The organism is Streptomyces sp. NPDC005195, assembly GCF_040608315.1.
Classification (GTDB): Bacteria; Actinomycetota; Actinomycetes; order Streptomycetales; family Streptomycetaceae; genus Streptomyces; species Streptomyces kaempferi.
This window is the reverse complement of sequence record NZ_JBEXHZ010000037.1, coordinates 43180-60829: the sequence shown is the minus strand read 5'-3', so window position 1 is coordinate 60829 and position 17650 is coordinate 43180. Positions and strand designations below refer to the sequence as shown.

22 protein-coding genes are annotated in these 17650 nt (G+C 69.8%); 13 read left to right on the top strand and 9 right to left on the bottom strand.

The genetic code is table 11. From position 1 onward, the window contains the following. From ABZV34_RS28095 to ABZV34_RS28040, 12 genes are all read left to right on the top strand, one after another. The coding region (locus tag ABZV34_RS28095; RefSeq protein WP_356282354.1) for a hypothetical protein at positions 1–197 on the top strand (197 nt) is incomplete at its 5' end. Between the two features lie 648 nt (positions 198–845). Next, positions 846–1193, top strand: a complete 348-nt coding sequence (locus ABZV34_RS28090) for a hypothetical protein (protein ID WP_356282351.1) — start codon at positions 846–848, stop codon at positions 1191–1193. An 82-nt stretch (positions 1194–1275) separates the two neighbouring features. Next, positions 1276–1767: a hypothetical protein gene (locus ABZV34_RS28085; RefSeq protein WP_356282348.1), complete on the top strand. Its 492-nt coding sequence runs from the start codon at positions 1276–1278 to the stop codon at positions 1765–1767. A gap of 61 nt (positions 1768–1828) precedes the next feature. Beyond that, entirely contained in the window at positions 1829–1981 is a 153-nt protein-coding gene (locus ABZV34_RS28080; RefSeq protein WP_356282345.1) for a hypothetical protein, read from the top strand. Between the two features lie 172 nt (positions 1982–2153). After that, complete coding sequence (locus tag ABZV34_RS28075) at positions 2154–3158, top strand: DUF932 domain-containing protein (protein ID WP_356282342.1); 1005 nt, start codon at positions 2154–2156, stop codon at positions 3156–3158. 274 nt (positions 3159–3432) lie between these two features. Further along, a complete protein-coding gene (locus ABZV34_RS28070; RefSeq protein ID WP_356282339.1) occupies positions 3433–4125 on the top strand; it encodes a hypothetical protein in 693 nt (230 codons plus the stop codon). Then, on the top strand, positions 4118–4579 hold the full coding sequence (locus tag ABZV34_RS28065) for a hypothetical protein (protein ID WP_356282336.1): 462 nt from the start codon (positions 4118–4120) through the stop codon (positions 4577–4579). Before ABZV34_RS28070 ends, ABZV34_RS28065 begins: the two co-directional genes overlap by 8 nt. 83 nt (positions 4580–4662) lie before the next feature. Beyond that, positions 4663–5148, top strand: a complete 486-nt coding sequence (locus ABZV34_RS28060) for a hypothetical protein (RefSeq protein WP_356282333.1) — start codon at positions 4663–4665, stop codon at positions 5146–5148. An 82-nt stretch (positions 5149–5230) separates the two neighbouring features. Further along, positions 5231–5674, top strand: coding sequence for a hypothetical protein (locus ABZV34_RS28055; protein WP_356282330.1), 444 nt, complete (start codon positions 5231–5233; stop codon positions 5672–5674). Positions 5675–6311: 637 nt separating this feature from the next. Further along, entirely contained in the window at positions 6312–6605 is a 294-nt protein-coding gene (locus tag ABZV34_RS28050) for a hypothetical protein (RefSeq protein ID WP_356282327.1), read from the top strand. Then, positions 6602–6781, top strand: coding sequence for a hypothetical protein (locus ABZV34_RS28045; RefSeq protein ID WP_356282324.1), 180 nt, complete (start codon positions 6602–6604; stop codon positions 6779–6781). Before ABZV34_RS28050 ends, ABZV34_RS28045 begins: the two co-directional genes overlap by 4 nt. 50 nt (positions 6782–6831) lie before the next feature. Then, positions 6832–7716 (top strand): hypothetical protein, encoded by an 885-nt coding sequence (locus ABZV34_RS28040; protein WP_356282321.1) that lies wholly within the window; start codon positions 6832–6834, stop codon positions 7714–7716. Positions 7717–7718: 2 nt separating this feature from the next. Here ABZV34_RS28040 and ABZV34_RS28035 read toward each other — a convergent pair whose 3' ends face one another. After that, positions 7719–8426 carry an endonuclease domain-containing protein gene (locus tag ABZV34_RS28035; protein WP_356282363.1) on the bottom strand — a complete coding sequence of 236 codons (708 nt, stop codon included), beginning with the start codon at positions 8424–8426 and terminating at the stop codon, positions 7719–7721. Positions 8427–8680: 254 nt separating this feature from the next. Here ABZV34_RS28035 and ABZV34_RS28030 point away from each other — a divergent pair, with 254 nt between their 5' ends. After that, positions 8681–10447, top strand: coding sequence for a zinc-ribbon domain-containing protein (locus tag ABZV34_RS28030; protein ID WP_356282318.1), 1767 nt, complete (start codon positions 8681–8683; stop codon positions 10445–10447). A 181-nt stretch (positions 10448–10628) separates the two neighbouring features. On the opposite strand, the gene ABZV34_RS28025 is transcribed toward ABZV34_RS28030, so the two are convergent. The 8 genes from ABZV34_RS28025 to ABZV34_RS27990 form a co-directional block, all read right to left on the bottom strand. Continuing rightward, the gene (locus tag ABZV34_RS28025; RefSeq protein ID WP_356282360.1) at positions 10629–10859 is read right to left on the bottom strand and encodes a DUF6221 family protein; all 231 of its coding nucleotides are present in this window, start codon (positions 10857–10859) and stop codon (positions 10629–10631) included. 239 nt (positions 10860–11098) lie between these two features. Continuing rightward, complete coding sequence (locus ABZV34_RS28020; RefSeq protein WP_356282315.1) at positions 11099–11257, bottom strand: hypothetical protein; 159 nt, start codon at positions 11255–11257, stop codon at positions 11099–11101. Positions 11258–11634: 377 nt separating this feature from the next. Beyond that, the gene (locus tag ABZV34_RS28015; protein WP_356282312.1) at positions 11635–12678 is read right to left on the bottom strand and encodes a serine hydrolase domain-containing protein; all 1044 of its coding nucleotides are present in this window, start codon (positions 12676–12678) and stop codon (positions 11635–11637) included. A gap of 209 nt (positions 12679–12887) precedes the next feature. After that, complete coding sequence (locus ABZV34_RS28010; RefSeq protein WP_356282309.1) at positions 12888–14009, bottom strand: glycosyltransferase family 4 protein; 1122 nt, start codon at positions 14007–14009, stop codon at positions 12888–12890. Further along, positions 14006–14542 carry a deoxycytidine triphosphate deaminase gene (locus tag ABZV34_RS28005; protein ID WP_356282306.1) on the bottom strand — a complete coding sequence of 179 codons (537 nt, stop codon included), beginning with the start codon at positions 14540–14542 and terminating at the stop codon, positions 14006–14008. Before ABZV34_RS28005 ends, ABZV34_RS28010 begins: the two co-directional genes overlap by 4 nt. Then, a complete protein-coding gene (dcd, locus tag ABZV34_RS28000) occupies positions 14539–15078 on the bottom strand; it encodes a dCTP deaminase (protein ID WP_356282303.1) in 540 nt (179 codons plus the stop codon). Before dcd ends, ABZV34_RS28005 begins: the two co-directional genes overlap by 4 nt. Beyond that, positions 15075–16301: a metallophosphoesterase gene (locus ABZV34_RS27995; protein ID WP_356282300.1), complete on the bottom strand. Its 1227-nt coding sequence runs from the start codon at positions 16299–16301 to the stop codon at positions 15075–15077. Before ABZV34_RS27995 ends, dcd begins: the two co-directional genes overlap by 4 nt. Then, a complete protein-coding gene (locus ABZV34_RS27990) occupies positions 16298–17611 on the bottom strand; it encodes a UDP-N-acetylglucosamine 1-carboxyvinyltransferase (RefSeq protein ID WP_356282297.1) in 1314 nt (437 codons plus the stop codon). The genes ABZV34_RS27995 and ABZV34_RS27990 overlap by 4 nt, the downstream gene beginning before the upstream one ends. Positions 17612–17650 lie beyond the last annotated feature (39 nt).

The following is a 17650-nucleotide window of genomic DNA, read 5'->3' as shown; positions in this document are numbered from 1 at the left end:
CCCAGTACGACGCGGATCGCGCCGAGCGGACGTTCACCGCTGTCGATCCGGAGAACCGCATGGTCGCCCGCACGCTGGAGGCCCGCTTCGCTCTGCCTCCGGCAGCCGAATACTCGCTCCGCTCGTTTCGCGCGTCCCCGCGCGAATTGCCCGCCTCCGGCGGTGGGTTATGGAATTGGCCTCCGGCCATTCCATAACCCTGCGTGCCTCCGGCACGAAAAGACTGCTGGAGAGGGTTTGTGCCTCCGGCACAAATTCGGGTGCTGATTTTGATTGTGGGGGTGGAGAGTTTGGGTTTGGGTTGATGGTTCGTCATGCGCCTTTCCCAGTGCGGGTTTTAAGGGAATCTCCGATTCCCTTAAAACCGAGGAGACTTGAATTGTATTCCGTGAGGAAAAGTAAATCACGGAATACGAGGGAAGGGCGATCGGGCCCCTCCGGGGCCCGATCGCCCGTTCAGGGGTGGAGGGTTGGGCTGCCTCCGGCAGGTTCGGGCGCGCCAGTGCCCGAGCGCGGAGGCCCCCGCCGACGCGCAACCTGAACCCCCCGCCCCGATCCCCGAGGCTGCCGCGCCGCCCTAGCCCGCCCCACCTTTCTTCTCATTCGGGCAGGGAGAGCGGCAGCAGAGGGGATGTCAGCTTCCCCGACCACGCGTAAGAGCCCCACTGACCTGGAGGGTTGGAAAGGCCGGCCGCTGGTCGAGGGCAGGGGATGACGCAAGAGATAGCGCAGGAGTTTGCGCGGGAGGTGGTGCAACAGATCAAGAAAGCTGTATTATGGAACATGTCGGAAGGGGTGGCCCCCTAACGGCACCGCCGAACGTTCGTCAACAGAAAGGCGTAAGCGTGGAAATCGTCATCAGCGGAGGCAAGGTGGCTCCCAGCACGGACGAGATCACGACCCCTCAGGCCGCAAAGGCCCGCCGGATCGCCAATTTCCTCCCGCGCCCGGAACTCCTCCGTGACGCCGTCATCGAGCACAACCAGGACGACAACACCACGTCAATTCGGTTCGAGACCACGGCCGGTCCCATCCGAATCCTCCTGCCGGTCGCTCAGGGGTTTGAGTTCCACATCATCCACGACAGCGACACCGGGCCCCGCATTGTCGGAACCTTCCGGGATGCATCCCTTTCGGTGCGAGCCGTCGCATTCCGCATCAGTGAATTTCTGCGGACGCGCGGACTGAAGTAGGAGGCAATCGGGGGGTCCGGTTTACCGGGCCCCCCGGGTAACCCCAGCACCTGCACCAACCGGAGGGAAAGTCACTGTGAGCATGACGAGCATTGAGCCCGCCCACCGCGCCGTTCCGGCGACCGCGGGTGAGCGAGAGCAGATGGAGGCCGCTTTCCGGGCAGCCCTGGAGCAGCTCCCCGAGAACACCGGTTTCCCGCACGACGTGCGCGAGGTGGGCCGGCCCCTTTTCGAGGCGGGATGGATCTCTGGCGTACGGACCGGGCACACCGGGCCCGCGTTGGCCGACGTGCCGTTGCCGCCCTACACGTTCGGTACGGCCCTGTCCAACCTGTCCGCCGCGATGCACGCGGACAGTGGCCCCAGCATCGGGCAGTTGGTCAGTTACCACGGGTCGCAGGAGTGCTGCCACGGCCGCTACTGGGTGACGCGCATTGAGCGCGAGTTGGACCGCCGAGGACGAGAGTCCGTGCTCTACCGCCTCAGCGAGTACAGGAACGGCGCGTTCGTCACCGCGCTGACCGGAGTCCACGCGGAGAGCGTCACCGCACTGCCGCAGCACTGGCAGATGTAGGCCTGGCCGTTCGCGCCCAGGAGCCCAAACCACAAGACCTCAGACGGGAACAGGAGCCCCCATGGCCTGTGTAAACGCCTGCCCATGCGACCGTGGTTACATCCGTGACGCTGTCTACGACGAGGACACCGGCAAGTCGGTCCCCCGTGACTACGTCTGCGGGAACTGCGGCGGCAACCAGTACATGGACTGCACTTACGGCGACGGCTGCTGACATCAAGGTCGCCACGCTGTAGCCGCAGGTCAGAGCGTGGCTCCAGGGGTGGGGCGTGCCGGAGCTTTAATCGGTTTCCCCACTCCCAGAGTTAGGTATTATGGAACTAGTTCGGAAGGGTTGGCCCCCTACCGGACACGCCGAGAGTTCGTCACCAGAAGGGAAGCCCCAAGTGGCCCACGAAATCGAGCAGTTCACCGACGGCACCGCCGCTTTCGCCTCCGCCAACACGAGCGCCTGGCACAAGCTCGGCACCGTCACCGACGGCGCGATGACCGCCGAGCAGGCCATGCGCATCGCGTCTCTGTCCGGCTGGAACGTGCGACTCCTTCCCCTGACCGCGACCGAGATCACACCCGACGGGGTCGCACCGCTGGAGGTCCCGCAGCACTTTGCGACCGCGCGCACGCACCCCAAGTCCGGCCGCACGCAGACCCTCGGAGTGGTCGGCAGCGACTACCACCCCGTTCAGAACGAGGAGCACGCCGAGTTCCTGAACCTGCTGGCCGACGAGTCCGGCGCGCACTTCGAGACTGCCGGATCGCTCAAGGACGGCCGTCAGGTGTTCCTGACCATGAAGATGCCGCAGTCCCTCACGATCGGCGGGAACGACGACGTGGATCTGTACATCGCGGCGTTCAACAGCCACGACGGAGGCAGCGCGTTCCGCATCGTGGTGACGCCGGTCCGGGTCGTGTGCGCGAACACCATGCGTGCGGCCATCCACGGGGCCCGTTCCTCGTTCGTGGTGCGGCACACTGCCGGAGCCAAGGCCCGTATCGCGCAGGCCCGTTCCGCCCTCGGTCTGACGTTCCGGTACGCCGAGGAGTTCGAGCAGGCGGCACAGCGCATGATCGAAGCCGAGATGACGCTCAGTGAGCTCAAGTCGGTGGTGGACGAGCTGTGGCCGGTCAAGGACAGCGACCACGCCCGCACCAAGACCAACCAGCGCCAGCGGTGGGGGGCGATCTCGAACCTGTTCGAGCACGCCGACACCCAGGCCGGTATCCGGGGCACGCGGTGGGCCGGATACAACGCGCTCACCGAGTACGCCAACCACGTCGCCCCGACCCGGGGGAAGACCGACGCCGAAAAGGCCGACGCCCGTGCCGAGCGGGTCATCAGCGGCGCGGCGAACGACCTGATGGAGAAGGCATTCGCCCTCACCACGGTCTGACCCCCTGAACGCCGGGCGGGCATCCGTACTCCCCCACGGGTGCCCGCCCGGCCCCCACAGGCCCGCAGAGGCCGCCCTGCCCGAGCGCGGAGCGCTCACCCCGCCTCAGGAGCGCGGAGCGCTCCCCGGCCCGCCCCTGCCGCGTAGCGGCAGCGCGTCGCGTCTGCGGAGCAGCCCGCCGCGCCAAACACGTCCGCCGCTTCCTGCGCCCAGGCCGCGCCGGCGGATGCCCAGCAGCTCGACGCCCCACCCACCGCCCCACGGAAGGCCATTCATGCCCATCCCGAAGTGGACGATCAAAGGCATCGTTGACGACTACGACGAGTGTGGTTGCTGCGGCCGCCGCGGACTCAAGCGCACGGTAGCGCTGATGCCGCTGGACGCAGACGGGAACGAGGACGGCACCGCCGAAGACGTCGTGTACTACGGCACATCCTGCGCCGCCCGCGCCCTGGGGTGGAGACAGGCGACGGTGACCCTGACCGCCCACGCCGCCCAGGCCGAGCGGGACCAGCGCGACGCCTACGCGCGCCGGATGCTCAGCATCTACGCCCCGGTGGAGTTCGCCTCCGTCCGTGACAAGGCCCGCGTCTACTACGGCCGCAACCAGCCCCAGCGGGACACGGGCGCGAAGGCGACGGAGGAAGTGGCGAAGCTGCTGGCTGGGGCCCGCGCGACGCTGGCCGACACCACGACCGGCCCGGCCCGCCCCTCGCGGATCGAGGACTTCCGCCGCTACGTCGTGATCTTCACCCGTGACCGGCACATCCACCTCGTACGGCGCGTGCCGGAGGACGAGGCCAAGCGCAAGGAGCAGGCCGCCGCCGCCCAGCGTCGCGCCGACGAGATCCTGGGCAGCGTCCTGGTCGTGGCCGCCCTGGACGGCGAGGCCGCGCGGGAGGTCGCGTACGCCGACGACCTGACCCGCCAGTGGAACACGAAAGCCTGGCAGGCCACCCATGCCTGACACAGCCCCCGCGCCCCGGTTGTTCATCGGGAGCCGCGTCACCTACGACGGCACCATCACCGAGATGCACGACCGCCCCCTGTACCTCCTGCCGTGCATGTGGTTCGGCCACTGCGACGCCTGCTGGGAGCAGGACGACGAGTTCGGCGAGCGGCACCCGATGGAGCGGAATCACTTCATGGCGGTCGACCTCGCCACAGACCGCCGCCTGCACCACGCCCGCCGGTCCCACCTGACCCCGATCCCGCACGAGTGGCCCGAGGACGCCGTTCCGGTCAACATCAACGGCTACTGGTACGCCGCCGCGTACACCACGGCAGGCGGAAGCGACCGGGCCCGGACGGTGCACTTCTACACCGCCGAGGACTTCATGGGGCGCACCTGGTGCCACATCCGGGAGCCCGCGCCCGACATCCGTCGCCTGGACGAGTTGGGCCGCCGCCCCGTCATCTGACCAGTGCCCGCACGCCACGGCGTGCGGGCACCCCCGCCCGCCGCGCGCAGCCGGCCCCCACCCGTCGCCACGCTGGAGTCACCGTGACGAGCCCGCAGCCCGACCAGGCCGCCCGCGCCGACCGCCGCAGCCTGCCGTACCCCGGAGACGAAGCGATCACGGCCGCGCGCGCCGTCGCCCAGCTCTTCACCGCTCTGGGGGCAGGACGTCACCGCCTGCACTACGCCGCGGTGGACGTCGACGGCCGGTACCGCCTGGCCAGCGCCACCGTCACGGTCACGACCGCCCCTGCATGGCACCTGGACGCGAACCCGGACGAGTTCGCCGCCATCGAGGCCGCCGTCACGGCCTCGATGGAAGGCAGCTGCACGGTCCTAGCCACCCTGGTCGTGCGAACCGATCAGGAACCGGACCCGGTTGTCTGCGGGTGGCGCATCGAGCGCGGATGGCTGCACGCCATGAACCCGGTCACCGTGTACGCCGCCGTACGGCACTGCGCGAGCGGCTCGGAACCCGTCGCCCGCGTCTACCCCGCCCCGTTCCTGGGAGACCCGCCCGTCACGGGCTGAAGCCACCAGCCCGGCCCCCGGGGAGCCGGACCGCCCTCCCTGCCAACTCCCCGCTCCTGTACACCCCGTGAGGAGACACTCTGTGATCACCTTTGCCACTCCGTCCGGTCCCGTCCGCGCCGTCCCGTCCCAGGCCGACGCCGTCGGAGCCGTGCGCTACATGCTCACCGGTGCCGCCAGTGGAACCGTCCACGTGACCGCGACCAGCAGCCCCGCCCGGTGGGACCGGTTCGACGCCGTCCGGGCCACCCTCGGATCCACCAGCGCGCGGGAGTTGCCCGCCGAGCCGCTCGTGCGCATCCGCGGCCGCGCCTACCAGGGCAGCACCGTCCGGGTGCTCGCCTACTCCGCCGACGTGCCCTGGGGGTGGCAGGACCCGATGCCCCTGGTCGACACGGACGACCGCCCCGCACCCGAGCAGGCCAGCCCGCCATCCTGCGCGCGTGCGCCAGCGACTACGCCGCGCGCAGCGACTTCCCCAGCCTCCAGCATGCGGCCCGTCGCCACGACCCCCCGCAGCTGCTGAAGTGGCTGGACGCGATGATCTCCCACGCCGAACGGGTGCAGGCCCGCTGCCCGGAGGAGGCCGAGGCCCACCGGGTCCGGGCCGCCCGCAGTCTCGCCGCCTGGTGGACGCTGGCCCGCTGGTTCACCGCCCGCCCGCACCCGGTGCTCGCGCTGCTGCTGGCACCGGGCCGCGAGAGCCTGGCCCACCGCGCCGAGTACCTGCCGAAGTGGGCCGCGATCAGCAGGGGCGCAGCCGATGAGGAGGGCCGCCGTCTGACGCTCTTCCAGTCGGAGTACGAGGGGTTGGCCCGGCCCGCCGCCGCGCCGGAGAACCGGGACCGCCGTACTTCGTGGTCGGTCAGTGGAAGGGCGGCGGCGACGTCGACATCTGGCACGTGGAGGAGGCCCCCGCCGATCCGGGCGAACGGGCCGATCTGTGCGACGAGTACCGCGAGGACGCCGACAACGGTTCGGGAGCGTCGAAATCGTCTACGCGGCCAGCCCGGAAGCCGCAGCCGCGCAGGCCCGCCGGGAGGCGCGCGAGACCAGCGAGCGCATCCACCGCGAGCTCACCCGCCCGTAGGCCGACACGGCCGCTCCCCGGGGTGGCCTACCGCCAGGCCGCCCCGGCCCCTGATCACGAGGAGAGAAGCCCCGTGGCATCGTTCGCCCACGCCACCCCGGAACGCTGCGCCCAGCTCGGCCGCGCCCTCACCGCCGCCGGCCTCGCCTGGAGCGACAACGGCCGCCAGGACGACCCGCAGTTCCTCACCTACACCGTGACCGACCCGCACGGCCGCATGTGGCAGGTCAGCCCGGCCACCAACTTCCAGATCTCCCCGTCCAGTCCGGGGCAGATCTGGCAGGCCAGCTGCGCGGCACTGATGACGAGGGCCCCGGTCCTATCCGCCCGCCAGGCGGCGGAGCACATCAAGGACGTCCCGGCATGAGCAGCCCACCGCCGCCGTTCCAGCCCGAGGACTTCGAAGAACGGTGCGAGACCTGCAACGCCCCGCCCGGACAGCTCTGCCACGCCTGGTGCGACACCGGATACACCGCCGAGGACGCCCGTGCCGACGCCGAGCGCCACGACGCCCAACGCGACGCCAAGCCCCCTGCACCGTAGGCGCACCACCCCCAGTCCCCCGCCCCGCCCCCTCCCAAAGGAGACCCGCCGTGGAACTGTCCACCCCCGCCGGCTTTGAGTCCCTCACACGCTCGGTTGCCGAGCAGCTCTGCGCCGACCGCACCGAGCAGGACGGCGACACCGGCCGGGTGCGGATCGTCTACGCCGACGGCCGCGCCCTTGAATTCACCCCCAACCGCCCCCGGACCCGGATCACCGTCACCGCGGTTCTGCCCGAGCAGGCAACCGCGCACGGCATCGAGGTCAAGGCGATCACGGTCACGGCCCTGCCCCGCCCGCGCCCCAGCGAGAGCCAGGCCAAGGCCACCGCACGGCACACGGCCGACCACATCCGTCAGCGGCTGCTGCCCGCGCACACCGCCGCCCTGGCCGAGCTGCGCGAGCGCACCGCCCCCCAGGTGGCCACGCTCCAGCGTGCCGACGCCGCCCTTGCCGGATTCCTCGACCGCCCCCGTGGCGGGGTGGCGATCTCCGAGCAGCCGGTACACCGCCCGCTCGGGTGGACCGCCCGGTGCGCCGTCGCCTGGTGGCACACGCTCGACCGGCCCTCCCGCGCCGTGGCACCGTTCATGGCCGACGTCCTGCGCCGGGCCGGACTGGCGACGACGGAGCCGCACGGCAGCGGCTACGTGTTCTTCGCCGAGCCCCCGGCCGAGCAGCCCGACACCCGTTTTCGGATCGCCCCTGCCGCCGGGGGCAAAGGGTGGGACCTGGTCGACGAGTTCACCGGCGCGTGCGTGCGGACGTACGACGACCGAGAGTGGGCCCAGGGGATCGCCGAGAGCGCGAACGGCGAGGAGGACGCCGCCCGGCGCGCCGCGCTACACCCCTCGCCGGGTGGCGAGCTGCCCGCTCGCTGTTGGCCGACTCGTTCTCAGGTGCCGGGGTTTCCTGCGGGCAGACGAGCGGGCTGAGTTCAGGGTGCCAGAGATGGACCGTCTCCAGCCTGCGTACGCATGATCCAGGTTGTGCACCACTGGCGGCACTTCACGGTCAACGGCTCCGTGTCAGCCGGCCACATTGGCGGACTGGGCAGGAACAATTGGATGCCGCCTTGCCGCTTCGGGTCGGGCCAGTACCAACCGAACCGGGCCCCAGGTGGGCTGTACCAGTAGCGGCGGTACCAGCAGATCCCCGAGTGCTGGTGCAGTGCGAGCCCGATGGCGCACGCTGCTTCCTCGAAATTGCACTCGTAGCACAACAGGCCACGAACAAGGCCAGTGGTGTGGTCGTGGTCGATGACCTGGGGCGGCCCCGGGCATGTGGCACATCGGCCGTGCTGGACTCCCCACAGGCGCCACCAGACGTACCAGCGCGGCACTTTGCCTGGGCGTATCCAGAACTCTGGTAGTGGGCCGTGCCAGGGGCGGATCACCGTGTTGGGCCACAGCCGGTTGCCTTCGGGGCAGCGCGCTGCTCGTGGAACTACCGCCGGGTTCACTGGATCGCCGACCCATTCAGCATATTTGGGGTAGCAGATGCGGCAGTAGCGTCGCTCGCTGTCGTAGGCAGGGTGGTAGAGGCCTTCGCTGTCGAGGCGGATGTCTTCTGGCCACGCGATCGGCAGTGGTTTCAGGATGGGCGGGCGGCACCAGTTCGGGCTCCCGATCGGCCGGCCCCGCATTTGGGCGCCGCGGATCGCGCGAAGAATGTTGTCCAGCTCTTCAGAGAGTTGTGAGGGGGCAGCGGTATCCGGTGCCGCTGCGGGGAATGCCGCGGCCAGCAGTCGCAGTACTTCCTGCAGCGGTAGGGTGGCGGGCCGGGCGGGAGTAGTCACGGACCCATCTTGGACGTTTACGAGGGCCTGAGCCCGGCGCGGCGGTCGTTGTCAGTGCGGTACGCCATGCTGCCTTCTTCACAAGTGGTGGGAGGTACGGGGTGGATGAGACGGTGGCGGACCGTCCTGAACTTGTTGCGCAGCTGGCTGAGGAGGCGGGCCCGGCGCATCTCGTGTCGTTGCGGCGCCGGGGGAAAGTGCCGTGGGTTTGCCCAAAGGGTGTGGATCACCGGTGGGAGGCGTCTCCATACAACCGGGGCGTGTTGGGCCATGGTTGTCCGTATTGCGCGGGCAAGCGGCCGAGCGTTGGCCGGAACCTTGCGGTGCTGCACCCGGCTGTCGCGGCGGAGCTCGACGCCACACTCAACGATGGGTTGCGAGCGGAGGATCTGCTGCCGGGCAGCCACACGCGTATTTGGTGGCGCTGCGCTGTCGATCACGGGCATGTGTGGCAGGCGGAGGTACACACTCGCACGAAGACGAAGCCGCGACCTGCGGGTTGTCCGTGGTGTTCTGGCAATCGGCTCGACCCCGCGTTGCGTTCGCTGGCGGTGATCCACCCGAGGGTGGCGGCGGAGTTCGACGTCGACCGCAACCACGGCATTGATCCCGGACAGGTGTCTTACGGCTCCAAGCGTGTGGTCTGGTGGCGTTGCTCGGCTGGCACGGACCACCGATGGCAGGCCGCCATCTGTGCTCGGACCAGCGCTTCGAATCCAACCGGCTGCCCGTGCTGTTCCGGGTACCAGTTGTCGGTCACTAACAGTCTGGCCGCGCGTCACCCTGAGCTCGCAACCGAACTCGATCCGGCGCTCAACGATGGACTGACGCCCGAGGAAGTCCTCGCCGGGACGCGCCGGGTCGTCACCTGGCGTTGTCCGGAGGGTCCCGATCATGTCTGGGCTTCTCCTGTGGTGCATCGCACGGCCACAGGTAACGGCTGCCCCTTCTGCGCTGGCCGACGGGCGTCAGTCACCAACCGTCTGTCGTTGCATCCCGACGCTGCGGCCCAGTTCGACCTGGGTCGCAATGCTCCGCTGACCCCCGGTACACTCTCGGGCCGGTCAAGCGCCAAAGCCTGGTGGGCGTGCTCCGCTGGCCCCGACCATCGGTGGCAAGCCGCACCCTCTGTCCGCACCAACCCCGGCAGTTCGACTGGGTGCCCCTACTGCGCTGGCCATCTGATCTCGGTCACGAACGCGCTTGCGACCCGCGCCCCCGAGGTCGCCGCCGAACTCGACCCGCTCCTCAACGACGGTCTAACACCGTGGCAGGTCACCGCGTCGAGCAGCCGCAGCATCACTTGGCGCTGCCGTCGAAACCCTCTACACATCTGGACCACCTGCTGTTCGGCCCGGACTGGTCCTTTGCGCTCCGGCTGCCCCCACTGCCGCCTTACTCGCACGTCCCGCCGGCAGCTCAGGCTTGGTTTCGAACTCCGGGCCTTACTGCCGGGTACGCAGCCGACCGGCGCCAAGTTGACTGCGGGTGGCAGACGCTGGGAGGTCGACATCCTCAATTCCGCGCACCGTATTGTCGTCGAGTTCGATGGCTGCTTCTGGCACGCCCGTCCCGGTTCTGAGGCTCGCGACAGGCGTAAGTCTGACGCCATTCGCGCTGCTGGATACACGCTCATCCGGGTCCGCGAGGACCCGCTGCGCGTGCTCCATCCTCACGATGTGAGTGTTCGAGCCGGGGATGCGAAGGCGGCGGTTGTCGCGGTTCTGAACCGCATCATGGAGATCACGGGCCAGCCCATTCCGGGGGCTGTCGCTTACGCGGCGGCCCCCACCCTCCTCGCGGCAGAAGCCTTTCATGCCTACGTGGAGGGCACCTTGCGAGACGACAGAGCAGACACGCTGTGGTAGTGGTCGGGATGCGTGTGGACGGGCGGCGGGATGTCGGGACGCCCGGGCTGGGGAGAGGTCTCCGGCTGGTCGAGCGTCGCCAGGATCTTCGGGGTGAGGCCGTAGCCCTCGGCGAGGAGCTGGAATAACGGGGCAGGTGTCTCCGTAGTTGAACTCGGTCCACCCGTCGAGATAGCCGGTTTCATCCTTGGCGGGACAGGAGTGGCAGCATCCGCCGTGCGAGTAATGCCCGGTCGGCGGTGCAGCGGCGCAGTACAGCGGCCGGGTCGTGGCGGACGATGTGATAGGCCACGTCTCGGTCGCCGGTGGAGATCGGGTCGTCGGCGAGGTCAACGACGCCGGTGGAGGGGCATGTCCACTGTGGCGCTTGGAGTTCGGCGGCAGTGCATGCCTGGTGTTCGGTTTTGTCGATTGCTGAGGGATCCAGCCGTGCAGGTCAGGCACCGGGCTGCTCTTCTCCGTCGAGCGCGCGGATCGGTCGCACGGGTACGACACCGCGTAGGTCGGGTAGCCGCGGGCCGAGCAGTACTCGCACTCGCCGGTGTTCTCGTTCCGCGGGTGTAGCGCGCGGACGCGGTCGGCTGCGGTGAGGAGCTGCTCTTCGTTCGGGTGTTCCTCAGTGCCGTGCCGGTCGCGGGCCCAGGTCGCGGACTACTCGCTGTAGTGGTCGAGGGATAGCCAGCCGTCGCGGGTGTCGGTGCCCCAGCAGCGGAACACCCAGACGTTCTCCCTTCGGTCGTTGCGGTATGGCTCTACGACGAGGCCGGTGTGCGGCCCGGTCGCTTCGATCGCTGCCGGGGCGGTGGTCACGCAGCCCCAGGTGTGCGGTTCCTGGCCGCAGCTGTGCGCGACCCGCTGAGTCTCGGGGTGGTGCCGGTCTCCTGCGGCCCTGGGATGCCCACCACGTTGAGAGCAGCGTGTACGGCGCGCCGGATCATCGCGTTCCTGTTGACGACGGTGGTGGGCAGGAAGTCGCGGGGCTGTCTGCGGATGTACGCGAACACGGCGTCGTATGCGGGCTGGCGTGAGTCGGTCGATCACTTGGGCGCCAAGATGACGCAGGCGACCGGCGCCTTGCAGGGCGATCATGGTCGTCCCGTTCCGGTGTTTTGGCCCGCGTATCAAACTCGTGGCATGCGCGTTCCACGGATACCGCGAGATCTCGCGAAGCCCGGCCCTACAAGCGTTCAGGAGAAAGCGAGTTGACGGAAGGTATTGCGTACGTCGGTCAGGGGCTGACGGTCGCGCGTGTAGTACAGCTTGTTGGTCAGCAGCACCGCCCAGCGGTCCTGATCGGGTGAGATCCACATGCCGGTGCCGGTGAACCCGTAGTGCACCCACACGTGCTGCTCGTCGGTGGTGCCGGGGGCCGGGTGCCAGAAGAGGCCGCGGGCAGGCTCCAGGCCGCCGGTCTGCACGGTCAAGGAAGTGGCCGTCCACTCAGCCCCGAAACCGGCCTGAGCAGGGGCCGCCGAGGCGTCCAGCATGTACCGCAGGAAGCGGATCAGGTCGCCGAGGACGGTAAAGGCGCCAGCAATGCCGCACACCCCGCCCAGCAGGCGGGCGGAGAAGTCGTGGGCGACGCCCTTGAGGTGGGTGTCGGTGTCCTGGTCGAGCTCGGTCGGCGCACAGCGGGCGGCGATCTCGGCGGGCAGTGGGCCGAAGCGGGTGGAGGTCATGCCGAGCGGCTGCCAGGTGCGGGCGTCGGCCAACTGGTTCAGGGGCTGGCCGGAGAGGTGTTCGGCAAGGTAGCCGAGGATGAGGGCGGCTCGGTCGGTGTACTCGACTGCCTCGCCGGGCGGCCGGTGCAGAGCCTCGTGCAGCACACCGACCCGGATGACCTGCCGATCGGTGCCGTAGAGGTTCTTCAGCTGGGCCCGCAGCGGGACGCCTGCGGTGTGGGTCAGCAGCTGGCGGGCGGTCACTATGCCGAGCGGTCGGTCGGTGACCTCGGGCCAGAGGGCGCCGAGCGGGGCGTCGAGGTCGAGGACACTGTCTTCCCACAGGGCACCGACGGAGGACCAGACGGCGAGGATCTTGGTGAGGCTGGCGGCGTCGAAGACGGTGTTGGGCTGCATCTTCACACCCGGTTCGTCGGGGTCCAGGACCCCGGTGACGCCGGATGCCCGGATGCCGGCGGCGTCGCCGGCGGCCCACACGGCGCCGGGGTAGACCTTGTTGCGGACGCCTTCGTCCAGCAGGGCTTTGATGCGGTCGGTGCGGTACGTCATGGTCTCCCTGTTCGCCGTCGGCTCCCGCCGGTCAGCGTAGTGACGTGGACGGGGCAGGCCGGGCAGTGGCGCGTCGTCCGTTGCGGCTGTGCCGCCGCGCTGCCGCTAGCTTGGGGTGCTGGGTCTAGCGGCTCTCGGCGCTGGGTTCAACGCTGTGACCAGGCATCTAGCGGCCTAGCGACCGCCGCCTCCTGGTCTGGGAGGCCGGTTTAGGTGAGCTGATGGCCCAGGTCGTCCAGGGCCTTGGCGGTCGCTGAGAGGGGGTAGTGGGCGGCGTTGGCATGGCCCGCCTGCCGTAGGGCGGGCAGCAGCCCGGGCGCGGTCCGCAGCCGGGCCAGGTCGCGGGCGAGGGCCGCGGGGTGGGTGAAGTCGGTGGCCATGGCGGAGGCGGCAAGGGCCTCGCTCAGGCCCGGCACCGGCTGGTAGAGGACGGGCAGCCCGCATGCCTGGGCTTCGAGGGCGACCAGGCCCATGGCCTCCAGGGTGGTGGACGGCATGACGAGCACGTCGTGCTCGGTGAATGCCTTCCACAGCTGGGGGCGGCGGAGCCAGCCCAGATAGCGGGCCCGGACCCCGGCCCGTTTCAGCAGGGGCGCCAGTGCATGGAACTGGGGTGTGGGGGCGGCGATGCTCAGCTCGACGCCCTGGACCGGAGCGAGGCTCTTGACCAGGGCTTCGGCGCCCTTCTCGGCAGTGAGCCGTCCCGCGTACAGCAGCCGCAGATGGCTCATCGGCGCGCGGGGCGGGCGGGCCGGTGGGGCGGTCAGCAGCCGGTCCGGGATGCCCCAGGGGATGTGGGTGATCTTCCGGCGGTCGGTCTGCGGGGCGAGCTTGATCAGGCGGTCGGCCATCGCGCCGGTGGGCACGACGATGGCGTCGGCGGCCCGGGCAGTCTCACGCAGGATCTGGAGTTGGTCGAGGTGGGCCTCGGCGAACAGGAGGTCGGTGCCGTGGACCAGGGCGATCCTGGGATGTACGGGAAAGGCCCGTATCAGGGCCGGGGTGGCGCCGAAGGCGAGGTGCTGCAGGTGCAGAACACTGATCTGGGCGGCGTCGAGCACGGCTGTCAGCGACGTGCGCAGGGTCGCGACGTACCGGCTGAAAGCCGGACCCTCCAGGCACTTTCCGGTGATGGACAGCAGCTCGAGTCCGGCCGGGAGGCGGGGACGGGCACCGGTGGGGGCGAGCATGAACGCTCTCGCGGGGATGAGGGGCTTCTCGCCGGTGTACAGGTCGAGGAAGAGCTCGACGCTGCCGCCGGGACTGCCGACGGGCAGATCCAGGAAGGTGGCGGCCCGCGGACCGGACGGGGGGCTCGCAGGGCGGCTCATCGGCTGCCTCCGTTGATCTCCTCGTAGAGGCGGGAGATGTCAATGCCGTCCGTGGCCGCGTACTTCGCCGCCTGGTGCTGGTAGCTGTCCGGATGCCCGTGCGCGGCGATGAAGACGAGCTTGCCGAAGGTCATGCCCGGGTAGACCCGCACGGGCTTGGCTGCACGGATCTCCAGGGTCCAGCGGATCGCGTGTCCCTGGTGGCCGAGCGGGGCGGAGACGTGGACCCAGATGCCCAGAGAGCCGATGGTGCGGTCACCGTTGAGCATCTGCGCGAACGTCTCCGAGCCCGTCCGCTCGTGGGTGACGCCGAGGTAGAGCAGTCCGGGGACGAGGATGAGGCCGTAGTGGGGGATGTCCTGTTCGGTGAACGCGGTGGGAGCGGCGGCGTCCAGGTCGCCGTCGCAGACGCGGATGGTGTCGCCGAGCCGCCAGTCGTAGGCGTTCGGGGAGACGCGGACGGGATCGTAGGGATCGATGATGATCTCCCCGGTGTGGACGGCAGCGGCGATGGCGGGGCCAGTGAGGATCACGAGGCCACCGCCCTCATGCGGGCCGCATCGCGCCAGTAGCGGGAGGGCTGGGGGCCGGCGGCGGCCTGGTACTTGCCGCGGTAGAGGTCGATGTCGCCGGTGGAGACGAAGAACATGACCTGCCCGATCTTCATGCCCGCGTACACCCGCAAGGGCCGGATCGGGGAGAGCATCAGGGTCCACTGGCCGTGGAATCCGATGTCGCCGATGGGGGCGGTGATCTCGACGAACAGGCCGAGCCGGCCGACGGAGGAGCGGCCGAACAGCAGCGGAACGAAGATGTCGGAGCCGACCTGTTCGAGGGTGTGGCCGAGGTAGAGCTCGCCGGGCTGGAGGACGTAGCCGCCGGGGCCGATCTCGACGGCGGTGGTGGGGTTGGGGTGGTGGGCGTCGATGACGGGGGCGGTGTAGGTCAGCAAGGTGGGGCCGAGGCGGACGTTGTAGCTGTTGGGATTGACCTGGTCCGGTTCGAAGGGGCTGATCGTTAAGCGGCCGTCGTGAGCGGCTGCTGTGATCTCGGGGCCGGTGAGGATCATCGGGCGCCTTCCTCCTGGTCGGGCAGTGGGGTGGCAACGATGCGGCGGACGGTCTGGCCGAGCCGGAGTCCGGCCTCGTGTGTGCGTCCGCCGAAGTAGGTGTCGGCGAGGTAGTCGGTGGTCAGCACGGACCGGATCTCCTGCGGCAGCGTGCGGGGCGCGATGGCCAACGGCCCGACCCGCTCGGCCAAGTACGCGAGCAAGCCGTCCATGTCGGCCGTGTATGCGTCGGGGAGGAAGGCGTGGACGAGCTGGTTGTCGAACGGTTCGATGGCCAGCAGGTCCCCGAGCGTGAGCACATCGGTAAGGCGAGTGGGCCGCAGAGTGGTGTCGTTGAGGATGACCGCGTCGGCGCCGAGCCCGGTGTGCAGCCGGTCCGCGATGTCCTGCAGGAGGCGGTGCCGGTCCAGCTCGGTGTCCCGGTAGGGCTCGTTGACGGTGCCGAGGCGGGCAGCGAGCATCCGGCCGGCGAAGGCGATCTTCTCCTTCAGGGCGGCGAGTTCGGCGGGGACCGTGCCGTTGTCGGGGAAGGGTGCGGTGCGGGCGGCCCATCCGGACCCGACGGGTTCGGCGGCGGCGTATCCGGCGCCGAGCTCGCCGCCCTTGACCACAAGGGTGTCGCCGACGTTCAGCGGCCCGTAGGTGCTGCTGTGGCAGTGCCCGGCGAAGATGACGTCCACGAACGGGCAGGCGACGGCGAGTTCGAGGTCCGTCTCGAAGCCGGAGTGGGACAGCACCATCCACGCGTCCACGTGGTGGTGGTGTTCCAGCATCAGTTCGCGCAAAACGGTGGCGGGATCGGTGACGCGGTGCCCGGCCCGCTGGTCGACGGGGATGGTGTGGAACGCCCTGACGCCGATGACCGCGGTGACTGCGACACGGCGGCCTTGCACGTCGACAATGCGTATGCGGTCGAACAGCGGCCGCCCAGTACTGTCGTCGACGGCGTTGGCGCACACGGTCATCTCACGCAGGCTCGGCTCGAAGTAGTGGGGCCAGCCGTGGTTGCCGGGGGCAAGGACGTCATACAGCGTCGTGAGGATCTCTCGCTCACTGGCCCCCTTGCCCAGCTGGTAGTAGCCGGTGCCCTCGAAGAAGTCGCCGCAGTCGGCAATCAGCGAGGTCGCCCGCAGACCGTACAGGTGCGGAAGCAGGCTGTCGGCCCGGTCGAGGGCGGAGTGGACGTCAGTGGTGGCCACGATCTGGGTGAAGGTCCTGGTCATTGCAGTACCTCGGTGATGTCGGCGCCGAGCGTGCGGAGTTTGCCCGGCAGGTCGGCGTGTCCACGCCGAAGCTGGTCGAGGCCGCTGACGGTGGTGGCGCCGCGGGCGTTCAAGGCGGCGATCATCAGCGCGGAGCCGGTGCGGATGTCGGTGGCCTGCACGCCGGTCCCGCTCAGCCGCTGGGGGCCGACCAGGCGGCAGTGGGTGGCAGAGAGTTCTTCGATCACGCCGCCGAGGCGGGTGAGCTGCGGGATCAGGTTGCTGTGGCGGCCGGGGTTGATGTCGTCGCAGAACAGGTGGATGCCAGGCAGAGTGAGAGCCAGGGCCATCAGCGGGGGTTCGAAGTCAGCGTCCAGGCCGTCCGGAGCCAGTGAGGCGATCGCCCGCAGCGGCCGTCCGCCGACCGTGCGGGCCTGGTGGACGGTGATGGCGTCGGGGGCAAGCGTGATGGGAACGCCGACCCAGTCCAGCAGGCCCGCAAGGGCCTTGAGGTCGGGGCCGTTGATGCCCTCGATGCGGCCCTCGCCGCCGGTGGCCGCGATCGCACAGGCCAGCGTGCCCGCCTCGGTCTTGTCGCCGGGGACCGTCCAGGCGACGGTGCCGGCCGTAGCGCCCGGCGGGGGGTCCAGCGTGATCTGGTCCTCGCTGGCATGGGCCTGCCACCCGGCGGTGCGTAAGGCGGCGAGCACCCCGGTGGTCTCCGGCGACAGGTTCGGATTGCCCAGTTCCAGGCGACTGCCGGAGGCGACCGCCCGGCACACGGCGGCAATGCTCGCTCCGCGTGAGCGGAACGGCAGCGTGAGGACGACCTTGTCGCGAGTCTGTCCGGCGCGTACGCGGTATCCGGTGTCGTCGAGCAGGACAGTGTCACCGAACGCCTCGTACACCTTGAAGTGCAGGTCCATCCCGCGGTCGCCGATCCGGCAGCCGCCCGGCCAGGGCAGCACCGCCTGCCCGCAGGCCGCCAGCAGCGGCGCCACCAGGTAGTAGGAGGCCCTGATCCGGGCCGCGTCCGCCAGCTCGGGTACCCCGATCGGGCCGCCCTTGGGCATCACGATCACGGCCCCCGGCTCGGCGACCGGGTGGGCGACGCGGTAGCCGCACTGCTCAAGCAGGCCGAGCATCCTCTGGACGTCGGCACTGGCGGGGACGCCGGACAGGTGCACCCCGCGACGGAGAGACGCGGCGGCGGCCAGAAGCGGCAGGGCCGCGTTCTTCGATCCGTCCGCCCTGACCGTGCCGGCCAGCGGGCGGCCGGGCCGGACGGTGACGGCGTCGACGCCGGTCATGCGGGCGGGAACAAGCTCCATCAAGAACCTCCAGGGCACGAGCGGTTGGGGCTGCAGGTG

Coding starts and splice junctions, on each gene's coding strand:
- ABZV34_RS28080 (WP_356282345.1), top strand. CDS start 1,829: ATGGCCTGTGTAAACGCCTGCCCATGCGACCGTGGTTACATCCGTGAC.
- dcd (WP_356282303.1), bottom strand. CDS start 15,078: ATGATCCTCACCGGCCCCGAGATCACAGCAGCCGCTCACGACGGCCGC.
- ABZV34_RS28070 (WP_356282339.1), top strand. CDS start 3,433: ATGCCCATCCCGAAGTGGACGATCAAAGGCATCGTTGACGACTACGAC.
- ABZV34_RS27990 (WP_356282297.1), bottom strand. CDS start 17,611: ATGGAGCTTGTTCCCGCCCGCATGACCGGCGTCGACGCCGTCACCGTC.
- ABZV34_RS27995 (WP_356282300.1), bottom strand. CDS start 16,301: ATGACCAGGACCTTCACCCAGATCGTGGCCACCACTGACGTCCACTCC.
- ABZV34_RS28045 (WP_356282324.1), top strand. CDS start 6,602: ATGAGCAGCCCACCGCCGCCGTTCCAGCCCGAGGACTTCGAAGAACGG.
- ABZV34_RS28035 (WP_356282363.1), bottom strand. CDS start 8,426: ATGCGGGGCCGGCCGATCGGGAGCCCGAACTGGTGCCGCCCGCCCATC.
- ABZV34_RS28065 (WP_356282336.1), top strand. CDS start 4,118: ATGCCTGACACAGCCCCCGCGCCCCGGTTGTTCATCGGGAGCCGCGTC.
- ABZV34_RS28085 (WP_356282348.1), top strand. CDS start 1,276: ATGACGAGCATTGAGCCCGCCCACCGCGCCGTTCCGGCGACCGCGGGT.
- ABZV34_RS28010 (WP_356282309.1), bottom strand. CDS start 14,009: ATGAGCCGCCCTGCGAGCCCCCCGTCCGGTCCGCGGGCCGCCACCTTC.
- ABZV34_RS28015 (WP_356282312.1), bottom strand. CDS start 12,678: ATGACGTACCGCACCGACCGCATCAAAGCCCTGCTGGACGAAGGCGTC.